The organism is Agrobacterium sp. (assembly GCF_032092815.1).
Classification (GTDB): Bacteria; Pseudomonadota; Alphaproteobacteria; order Rhizobiales; family Rhizobiaceae; genus Agrobacterium.
Map to the genome: position 1 here is coordinate 1 of NZ_DAMDBP010000007.1, position 9664 is coordinate 9664.

The 9664-nt window shown below is 57.5% G+C and carries 9 protein-coding genes; 2 read left to right on the top strand and 7 right to left on the bottom strand.

The features are described 5' to 3' along the window. Positions 1-100: 100 nt before the first annotated feature. From RT613_RS05405 to RT613_RS05435, 7 genes are read right to left on the bottom strand one after another with little or no spacing between them, the layout of a single operon-like run. The gene (locus RT613_RS05405) at positions 101-1924 is read right to left on the bottom strand and encodes an ABC transporter ATP-binding protein (RefSeq protein WP_313613585.1); all 1824 of its coding nucleotides are present in this window, start codon (positions 1922-1924) and stop codon (positions 101-103) included. A gap of 4 nt (positions 1925-1928) precedes the next feature. Further along, a complete protein-coding gene (locus tag RT613_RS05410) occupies positions 1929-2867 on the bottom strand; it encodes an ABC transporter permease (RefSeq protein WP_313613587.1) in 939 nt (312 codons plus the stop codon). Then, complete coding sequence (locus RT613_RS05415) at positions 2867-3841, bottom strand: ABC transporter permease (RefSeq protein WP_313613588.1); 975 nt, start codon at positions 3839-3841, stop codon at positions 2867-2869. Before RT613_RS05415 ends, RT613_RS05410 begins: the two co-directional genes overlap by 1 nt. Further along, complete coding sequence (locus RT613_RS05420; protein ID WP_313613590.1) at positions 3838-4818, bottom strand: nucleoside hydrolase; 981 nt, start codon at positions 4816-4818, stop codon at positions 3838-3840. Before RT613_RS05420 ends, RT613_RS05415 begins: the two co-directional genes overlap by 4 nt. Beyond that, complete coding sequence (locus RT613_RS05425) at positions 4815-5774, bottom strand: nucleoside hydrolase (RefSeq protein WP_313613592.1); 960 nt, start codon at positions 5772-5774, stop codon at positions 4815-4817. Before RT613_RS05425 ends, RT613_RS05420 begins: the two co-directional genes overlap by 4 nt. A gap of 35 nt (positions 5775-5809) precedes the next feature. Further along, positions 5810-6691 carry a dihydrodipicolinate synthase family protein gene (locus tag RT613_RS05430; RefSeq protein ID WP_313613594.1) on the bottom strand — a complete coding sequence of 294 codons (882 nt, stop codon included), beginning with the start codon at positions 6689-6691 and terminating at the stop codon, positions 5810-5812. Positions 6692-6713: 22 nt separating this feature from the next. Beyond that, positions 6714-8264, bottom strand: a complete 1551-nt coding sequence (locus tag RT613_RS05435; RefSeq protein WP_313613596.1) for an ABC transporter substrate-binding protein — start codon at positions 8262-8264, stop codon at positions 6714-6716. 133 nt (positions 8265-8397) lie between these two features. Here RT613_RS05435 and RT613_RS05440 point away from each other — a divergent pair, with 133 nt between their 5' ends. Both RT613_RS05440 and RT613_RS05445 read left to right on the top strand, forming a co-directional pair. Further along, complete coding sequence (locus RT613_RS05440; protein WP_313613597.1) at positions 8398-9291, top strand: LysR family transcriptional regulator; 894 nt, start codon at positions 8398-8400, stop codon at positions 9289-9291. A 110-nt stretch (positions 9292-9401) separates the two neighbouring features. After that, positions 9402-9632 carry a hypothetical protein gene (locus tag RT613_RS05445; protein ID WP_313613598.1) on the top strand — a complete coding sequence of 77 codons (231 nt, stop codon included), beginning with the start codon at positions 9402-9404 and terminating at the stop codon, positions 9630-9632. Positions 9633-9664 lie beyond the last annotated feature (32 nt).

A 9664-nucleotide genomic window follows, 5' to 3' on the forward strand; every position in this document is an offset into this window, starting at 1 on the left:
GCCTCATCGGAATGCTGCTTTGGCTGCCAGTGCGCGAACAGGCAAGACCTGCTGCGATTGAGGCACGTCCCGTGACATCTTTCAGCGACGCGCCTTTTCCTTACGCGACCTGAACGAAGTGGCCTTCCCCGGCCTGCTCATAGCTGCGCTTCGGCGGCACGTAATCTGCGGCACGGAACGGGCTCTTGATCTCGTCATTGGAGATGTGGCGCGTTTGGCGACGTGATGGATCGGCAATCGGCACCGCCGCCATCAGGCGTTTGGTATAGTCGTGTTGTGGATTTTCGAAGACGGCCTGACGCGGACCGATCTCGACGATCTCACCGAGATACATCACGGCAACGCGGTGGCTGATACGCTCGACAACCGCCATGTCATGACTGATGAACAGGTAGCCAAGGCCGTATTTTTCCTGCAGATCAAGCATCAGGTTGATCACCTGTGCTTTCACAGAAACGTCGAGCGCCGAGACGGATTCGTCCGCGATCAGCAGCTTCGGTTCCAGTGCAAGCGCACGGGCGATACAGACACGCTGGCGCTGGCCGCCGGAAAATTCATGCGGGAAACGATCGGCCATCGAGGCCGCGAGGCCAACACGTTCGAGGAGCGCGCCGACACGCTGACGTGCCTCCGATGCCTTAACGAGGCCATGGGTGATCATCGGTTCGGCAATCGCCTGACCAACGCGGATACGCGGGTTGAGGCTTTCAAACGGATCCTGGAAGATCATCTGGGCTTCACGGCGAATGTCGGCAAGGCTGCCCTTGTCGGCCTTCAGCACATTCTTGCCGCCGATCTGCACCTCGCCGGACACCGGGTCGGTCAGGCGGATGATCGAACGGCCGGTGGTGGATTTTCCGCAACCGGATTCGCCCACCAATGACAGGGTTTCACCCTGACGCAGTTCAAGTGATACGCCTTCAACCGCATGGATGCGGCCGATGGTCTTGCGCAGAAAACCCTGCTTGACCGGGAAACGGGTGATCAGATTATCCACCTTAAGGATCGGTGGCTGATCGCGCTTGACGGTATCTTCCGTTGGCTTGACCGGCTTGATCTCACCGGTTGCCATGTCGACCTGCGGGAACCGCAACGGCCGGTCCTTGCCGGTCATTGAACCGAGCTGTGGAACTGCAGAGAGAAGTGCGCGGGTGTAAGGGTGTTTGGCACCAGCGAAAAGATCATGGGTCGAGCCGGTTTCGACCTGTTCACCACGATACATCACCACCGTGCGGTCGGAGATTTCCGCGACCACACCCATGTCATGGGTAATGAAGAGAACGGACATGCCCTCCTCTTCCTGCAGTGTCTTGATCAGCTCGAGGATCTGCGCCTGAATGGTCACATCAAGCGCCGTGGTCGGCTCATCGGCGATCAGCAGCTTGGGGTCGCAGGCCAGTGCAATGGCAATAACGACGCGCTGGCGCATGCCGCCCGAAAAGTTCATCGGATATTCGTTGAGGCGCGACTTGGCCGAGGGAATACGCACCTTTTCCAGCAGCCGCACCGCTTCTGCCTGGGCCTGGGTTTCCGACATGCCACGGTGCTGACGCAGCACTTCGGTGATCTGCTCACCGATTTTCAGCACCGGATTGAGCGAGGTCATCGGCTCCTGAAATATCATGCCGATGCGGTTGCCGCGAATTTTCTGCATGTCGTCCAGCGGGATCGACAGAAGATCTTTGCCTTCAAATTCGATCTTGCCGGTCACGCGCGAATTGCCCGGTGACAAAAGCCGCATGATCGACATGGCGGTCACGCTTTTGCCGGAGCCGGACTCGCCAACAACGGCGACTGTTTCCTTTGGTGCAATGTCAAAGCTGACGTCATGCACCACATTGCGCCATTCACCGCCCACACGGAATGCCGTGTTGAGGTTGGAAATCGACAGGATCGGTGCGGTATTCAGAATATTATTGGTCATGATCTTAGCCCTCACGACGCGGATTGAGAATGTCGCGCAGGCTGTCGCCGATCAGGTTGATCGCGACGATGAGCAACAGAAGGGCGATGCCCGGGAAGAAACTGATCCAGTAGTCGCCAGACAGCAGATATTCAAAACCGTTTGAAATCAGCAGGCCGAGCGATGGTTCTGTCACCGGAAGGCCAATACCGAGGAACGACAGCGTCGCTTCGAGCATGATCGCATAGGCAACACGCATGGTGGCAACGACGATCAGCGGCGGCAGGCAGTTTGGCAAAATATGCCGGAAAACAATGCTGCGGTCGGGCAGTGCCATGGAACGGGCAGCATCGACATAGGCGCGCTTGCGTTCCACCAGCGCAGAACCACGGATCGTGCGGGCGTAATAGGCCCACTGTGTGACCACCAGCGCCAGAATGATCTTGTCAACGCCCTGCCCCAGAATGGCAAGGAAGATCAGCGCAATCAGAATGGCCGGGAAGCTGAGTTGGATATCGACGATACGCATCAGCACGGAATCGACGCGGCCACCGACATAGGCGCTGGTCAGACCGATCGATGCACCAATCACCAGTGCGATGGCGGCACTCGACAGACCCACCAGAATACTGGTGCGCAAGCCGTACAGAATGGCGCTGAACAGGTCACGGCCCTGCGTGTCGGTGCCGATCAGGTAGGTCATGCCGGACATGCTTTCCGAACCGGGAGGCAGGCGGCCGTCCATGATGTCGAGCTGTGCCAGATCATATGGGTTTTGCGGCGCGATCATCGGTGCGAAGATGGCGGCGAGGATGAAGATCGTCACAAGAACGATGCCGAGCAGCGCCAGCTTGTCACGCAACAGGGCGTAGATGACTTCGCGCGCCGGTGAACGAGAGGTGGATTTTGCGCCGCTGTTGGCGGCAGCATGGACCGATACGGTCGAATTGTTGTTGTCGGTCATCACGAGTTCCCCTCAAGACGGACGCGGGGATCGACGATCGAATAGAGGATGTCGACCAGAAGATTGATCACGCTGAACATGACAACGGTGATCATCAGGTAGGCGAGGATGACAGGGCGATCGAGCACACCGATAGCGTCAATGATCAGCTTGCCCATGCCCGGCCATGCAAAGATGGTCTCGGTCACAACCGCAAAGGCAATCAGCGAACCGAGTTCAAGGCCAATGACGGTGATCAGTGGGATCAGCGTGTTCTTCAACACGTGTACGGTCACGATCCGGCGTTCCGGCAAGCCCTTGGCGCGGGCAAAGCGCACGAAATCAAGCTGCATGGTTTCCATCACACCCGCACGGGTCAGGCGAATGACGAGCGAAATCTTGAACAAAGCCAGATTGAATGCCGGCAGCAGCAGATGCGACAGGCCATCGAGTGTGAACATCGAAAGCGGTACACCGAGAACATTGACCGTGTCACCACGACCCGAAGACGGCAGCCAGCCATAATAAACGCTGAACAGCATGATCATCACGAGGCCGATCCAGAAGGTCGGCAGGCTGAAACCAAGGATCGAGAAGGTCATGATCGACTTGGAAATGAAACCTTTCGGTTTCAAACCGGCATAAACGCCAAGCGGAATGCCGATCACCAGCGCCATGGCGAGTGCCACGAAGGCCAGTTCCAGCGTCGCCGGCATGCGGTTCATGATCAGCGTCAAGGCAGGCTGGTTGAACACGAAGGAATTGCCAAGATCACCCGACAGCGCGTTGGTCAGGAAAAGCCAGTATTGTTCCCACACAGGCTTGTCGAGGCCAAAGGACTGGATGACCTGAATTCGTTCAGCGGGTGTCGCGGTTGGGCTCAACAGCACGTCGACAGGGTTGCCGACGAGATAAAGCCCGGCAAACACCAGCACGGACATGACAAGAAGGGTGAGCACGGTCTGAAGCGACCGGCTTAAGAGATATCCGCTCATGATCTTGAGCCTCCCGTTAGTCGTCTGTCGAGCGCTTCGCCGCCATGGCGGGCGATACGTTCGATCAGCAATTCGATGAACCCGGTTTCGTCCACGTCGGTCACGACAGTGGCGTTGGCCGGTCGGTCCATCTTTTTGTAGAAATCGGCATAGGTATAACCCATCGTCAGACCGCTGACTTGCACGCCGATAAAAGCCTCCTGGCTTTTAAACAGGTCGGGGCGAATGAGCCAGGCGATCGTTGTCGCATCGTGGATCGGGCCGCCCGGACGACCAAAACGTTTTTCGTCGCTGCGATCGAAGGTGGAAAACAGATTGTAAAGTGCTGCACCAGCTTCGCCTCCGGCGCGAAAGCGCTCGAAATGCTCTGCCGTGAACAGCGCCTGAAACGTCATGTCGAGTGGCATCAGCACAACAGGCACACCGGACTGGAACACGATCTCGGCCGCATGTGGGTCGGCATAGACGTTAAATTCCGCCCAGGGGGTGCGGTGGCCAAGTGCGGTAAACGCCCCTGCCATCGACACAATCTGGCGAATGCCGCGCGCCACGTCGGGGTGCTGCACCAGCGCCAGTGCCAGGTTGGTCATGGGGCCGATGGCGCAGATGGTAATCTGTTCACCGGCCGCTGCGGCTTCGCGGGCAGAGCGCACGATGAACTGAACCGCATTTTCCTGCGCGGGTTGGATATCGCCTGACTTGACCAACCTGTCGTCAAACGATCCGATGCGGGCATATTTGCCATAGACCTGCTCGCGCACCAGCGGGCCGCTGGCGCCGGCATAAACGGGCACATCACGGCGGCCACTCAAGCCCACCAGCTTGCAGGCATTGGTGACCGTGTCGTTCAGCGATACATTGCCAGCGACGATGGATAGACCCAGAACCTCGATTTCCGGCGATGCAAGCGCCATCAGGATGGCGGCGGCATCATCCACGCCCGGATCCGCATCAATGATGACCTTGTGTATCGTCATGCCACGGCCTTTTCGGCGTAACGGGACAAACGCTCCAGGAAGAAGGCAATCACGCCATCTGCATCAACCCTGGTGACGATGTCGGCATTCGGCTCCAGGCCGCTTTTGCCGTACCAGTCGGCAATCGTCTGGCCCATGCAGAGTTCACTTTCATATTCGACGAAAATGCGTGCCTTCTGCGTTTCAAACAAATGCGGTGCCAGAATATAGGCCATGACCAGCGGGTCATGCAGCGGACCACCCCGTGAGCCGTAACGGCGCACGTCATTGCGATCCCAAAATGCCATCAGTTCGGCGAGAGTCTGTGAAATACGACCACTGACGCGGGAGAATTCGGCAACATGTTCCGGCTTCAACATCACCTGGTGGGTGGCGTCCAGTGCCAGCGCGACAATCGGAACATTGCTGGAAAACACCACATGAGCAGCATGCGGGTCTGCCAGAATGTTGAATTCCGAAGTCATGGTGCGGTTGCCGGGTTCACGGTAAGCGCCGCCCATCATGACGATGCGTTCGATGCCTTCAGCAAGTTGCGGCTTGATGCGCAAGGCAACGGCAATATTGGTCAGCGGTCCAAGGCAGCACAATGTGATGCGCTCGCCGCTTTCGGCCGCTTGTCCCAGTGTCTCAATCAGGAAATCGACGGCAGACTTGTCTTCGACCTTCTTGACCGGATCTGGCAACACGGTGTTGCCAAGCCCTGTCTTACCATGAAACTGGCCATGGATCGGTTCGCGCATGATTGGCCGGAAACAGCCGGCATAGACAGGGATATCGGCCCGGTTTCCAAGTTCGCAAACTTGCAATGCATTGCGCACAGTGCGTTCCAGCGGCTGGTTGCCACTGACCGGTGTGATGCCAAGGATCTTCAGTTCTGGCGAAACGAATGCAGTCAGGAGCGCAATCGTGTCGTCAATACCGGGATCACAATCGACGATGATCGAAATCGGCTTCATAAAAAACGCCTTCAATGTGTGGGTACGGGTAAGTCTTAAAGGGCGCCAACATCGCGCAAAACAGCGGCAATCTCGGCGCGTGCTGCGTCATTCAGTGGCATTTGCGGATGCATCGGCGTGCCAACTGCAAAACCTTGCAGATCGAGCGCCGTCTTGATGCAGGCGGCAATCGAATATTTTGCAAAGATCTCGTTGACCTTCCACATGGGGCGCTGAAGCTCCATGGCGCGTGTCCAGTCGCCGGCCTTGGCCGCTTCGTAAAGCGCGATGCTCTGCTTCGGCACAATGCAGGCCGGACCTGCCATCCAGCCAACGCCGCCGATCATCATCACGCACACCGGAATATGCGCGGAGGCTGCAAAAACCTCCATCCGGCCGCGGGTCCGCTCGATGATGGAAAGCAGGCGCCCGGTATTGGTCGAGGCATCCTTGATGTAACGGATATTGTCGATCCGGCTGAGCCGCTCGATGACCGGCAATGACAGGTCGGAGCGCTGGAATTGCGGGTTGGTGTAAAGCACCACCGGGCGGCCTTTTGCTGCCTTGGCGATGGCAGTGAAATATGCCTCCACACCCTCGTCGCTGACCGGAAAGTAGGCCTCGAGAATGGCCAGAATTCCGTCTGCACCCGCCTCGACCATATATTCCGTCTGTGCAACGGCATCGGCGGTCGAGGTCGACGCCACGCCGGCGACAACGGGAACCCGGCCACGATTGGCCGAAATTACCGTGTCGACGACGCGGCGTCTCTGCTCTTGGGAGAGGTATGCAAATTCACCGGTGCTGCCAAGCGGTGCCAGACCATGCACACTGGCATCGATCAGGTGATCCACCAGATCCGTCAGCACACCTTGCATCACCTGGCCGGAGGTATCGACCGGCGAGACGAGATAGGGAAATACACCGCTGAAAGACATGGTGGACCGCTCCTTTTTTCGATCAGTTTGGCTTCACGTAGTAGGGAAGCGTGTAACCGTCGGAACGACCGGCATAGTTGATGTCGCTTTTCACCGCCCAGGTGTTGGCAAGGTAGAACACCGGAATGACACCAAGGTCAGTCATGGCGATTTCAGTTGCCTTTTTCAGCAGTTCCTCGCGCTTGGCATCGTCGAGCGTGGCACGGGCCTCGTTCAGTGCCTTGTCGAATTCCGGGTTGGAATAACGACCGCGATTGCCCTGCCCTGCCTTTTCACCATAGGTTTCAAGGATCGGTCCGAGAACACCAGAGGCTTCGCCGGTTTCAACGGCAGCACCACCCATGATGAACGAGAACTCGAGGTTCGAGGCGCGGGTGAAATAAACGCTGCCCGGCAGTGTGGCGACTTCGGTCTTCACGCCAATGCGGCTGAAGAACTGGCCAATCGCCTGCGCAACCTTGCTGTCGTTCGGATAACGGTCATTCGAGGCATGGAATGTCAGCGAGAAACCGTCGGGATAACCGGCATCGGCCAGCAGCTGCTTGGCCTTATTCGGATCATAGGCGTCGACCTTGATGGCCGGGTCATAACCGAAATAACCCTCAGGCACGACCTGACCGGCAGGCACGCCCTGTCCGTCCATGATGCGGTCAACCAGCGCTTCGCGGTTGATCGACAGCGACAAGGCGCGACGCACTTCCGGCTTCAACAGCGGGTTCTTGCCATCCGGTCCCTTGGCAAAGGGCGATTCTTCGCGGCCCTGATCCATATGCAGGTACATGATGCGGTTGCCGGCAATGTTGACGACCTTCATCTTGTCGGATGCTTCCAGACGGCGGGTATCGGCAGTCGGGATGTTTTCGATCATGTCGACATCACCCGAAAGCATCGCAGCAACGCGGGCGCTTGGGTTCTTGAACACACGGAAGGTGACCTTGTCCCAGGCAGCCTTCTCGCCCCAATACGCGTCATTGCGTGCGAGGACCACGTTATCATCTGGTGACCAGGATACGAACTTGAACGGACCGGTGCCGATAACACCCTTGCCGGTGTTCATTTCGCCTGTCGTCACCTTTTCCATCTCGGCCGGCAGAATGGCGATACGGCTGAGGTTGTTGAGCAGCAGCGGCGTCGGGCCAGATGTCTTGATACGGACCGTCAGCGGGTCGACGGCTTCGACCTCGGTGATTGCCTTCACATAAGCCGCAAAGGAGCTTGGGCTGTTGGTTGAGGCAAGCGGAATACGCTTGATGCTGGCGACCACGTCTTCTGCGGTAAAATCGCTGCCATCGTGGAATTTGACGCCTTCACGCAGCTTGAATTCCCAGGTCGTGTCATCGACGATCTTCCAGGAAACAGCCAGGGCTGGCTGGATCTGCTGCTTGTCGTCCTGATTGACAAGACCATCAAAAATGTTGCGGGCCATCGCGCTGTTTGGACCGACGACATAAAATTGCGGGTCCATGGATGTTGTCGATGCGGACAGGCCGACGCTGAGGTCCTTTGCCTGACTTGCAAGCGGCATGGCAAGGACAGACGCTGCCAATGCGGCTGCGAAACCAGAAAACTTCATAATGAGGACTCCTCCGGGTTGTTTCAGTGCGCACTCTCCCTGCGCAATAACCAGACGTTAATGACTCTTTATTGAAAAGAAAAATTGCATTTAGTGCATGCTTCATGCCTAAATGTTATGGGAGGATGATGTCTTGCGATTAAAACCACGGCAGGTCGAAGCGTTTCGCAGCGTGATGATGACGGGCGGCATCACGGCTGCCGCAGAATCCATGAACATCACGCAGCCGGCCGTAAGCCGCTTGATCCGCGATCTGGAAGACATCGTGCAAATGTCACTGTTTGAGCGGGTGGGCACACGATTGATGCCAACCGCCGAGGCAACCAAGCTCTATCGTGAGGTCGAGCGGCTTTATCTCGGGCTCGATCAGATCGGTCAGGCCGCAGCCGATATTCGCCTGCACAAGAACACCGTCCTGCGCATTGCCAGCGTGACCTCTCTGGTACGTCCCTATCTGCAACAGGCCATCATCGAAACCGTTGGCGAGCGGCCAGATATTCCACTGGTGATCGACGTGGAAAACAGCCGCCACATCTGGGATATGGTCGAGCAGAACCGTTACGATCTCGGTCTGGTGTTTGGTTCGCCACGAATGAGCGACAAGAATGCCGTTCTGCTGCACAGTTCTTATGCCGTTGCAGCCATGACCGCCGACCATCGTCTGGCCAGCCGTCAGGCCATTTCGCCAGGTGATCTCCTGGATGAGCGTGTTCTCATTCCCGGTCGCAATTCACCGCTGCGGCTGGCACTCGATCGTGCATTTGCCATCGAGGATCACCAGCCGGTCAGCACGATGGAAACCTCGATGCTCAACTGCTGTCACTTTGCCGCGGCCGGCATGGGCATCGGCATCGTCGATCATACCAGTCTGCGGTCTGCCGGTGCAAAGGTGGTCGCCATTCCTTTCGAACCCAAGATCGCCGTGTCCTATTATGCGATACGTCCGGTCGGAGCGCAGCGCATCGCTGTTCTCGACGAGTTGATCGAACGCATCCAGAGCAAGATGACGCTTCCTGACACCGAGTAAAAAAGGCGGGACGTGGTGTCCGTTGCTTAGTTGTTGATAGGTTGTTGCGCGGTAGGTCAAATGGCTAATCTGTGGTATCCGAACGGTTCCCGAAATAAAGGACAAGAACCATGAGCGAACCGACCGTCGCTGAGATTACGGACAAGATTTACGCATCGCTGCAGGCGGACAATGCCGAGATTGACGAGCATATCGTGACACTGAAGCAGGCGCTGGCCCGTGAAGGTGCCAAGGAAGCCGTCTTCGATCCGGCCAAGCTGGCCCACAACAATCGCTCGGGTCGCAAGCTCATGCAGGCCTATTTCCGCCAGCGCGGCGTGGCTGTGAAGTTCTCAGCCTGACAACAAAAACGGCGGCTCGACGATGGTAAACC

Coding starts and splice junctions, on each gene's coding strand:
- RT613_RS05405 (WP_313613585.1), bottom strand. CDS start 1,924: ATGACCAATAATATTCTGAATACCGCACCGATCCTGTCGATTTCCAAC.
- RT613_RS05410 (WP_313613587.1), bottom strand. CDS start 2,867: ATGACCGACAACAACAATTCGACCGTATCGGTCCATGCTGCCGCCAAC.
- RT613_RS05415 (WP_313613588.1), bottom strand. CDS start 3,841: ATGAGCGGATATCTCTTAAGCCGGTCGCTTCAGACCGTGCTCACCCTT.
- RT613_RS05420 (WP_313613590.1), bottom strand. CDS start 4,818: ATGACGATACACAAGGTCATCATTGATGCGGATCCGGGCGTGGATGAT.
- RT613_RS05425 (WP_313613592.1), bottom strand. CDS start 5,774: ATGAAGCCGATTTCGATCATCGTCGATTGTGATCCCGGTATTGACGAC.
- RT613_RS05430 (WP_313613594.1), bottom strand. CDS start 6,691: ATGTCTTTCAGCGGTGTATTTCCCTATCTCGTCTCGCCGGTCGATACC.
- RT613_RS05435 (WP_313613596.1), bottom strand. CDS start 8,264: ATGAAGTTTTCTGGTTTCGCAGCCGCATTGGCAGCGTCTGTCCTTGCC.
- RT613_RS05445 (WP_313613598.1), top strand. CDS start 9,402: ATGAGCGAACCGACCGTCGCTGAGATTACGGACAAGATTTACGCATCG.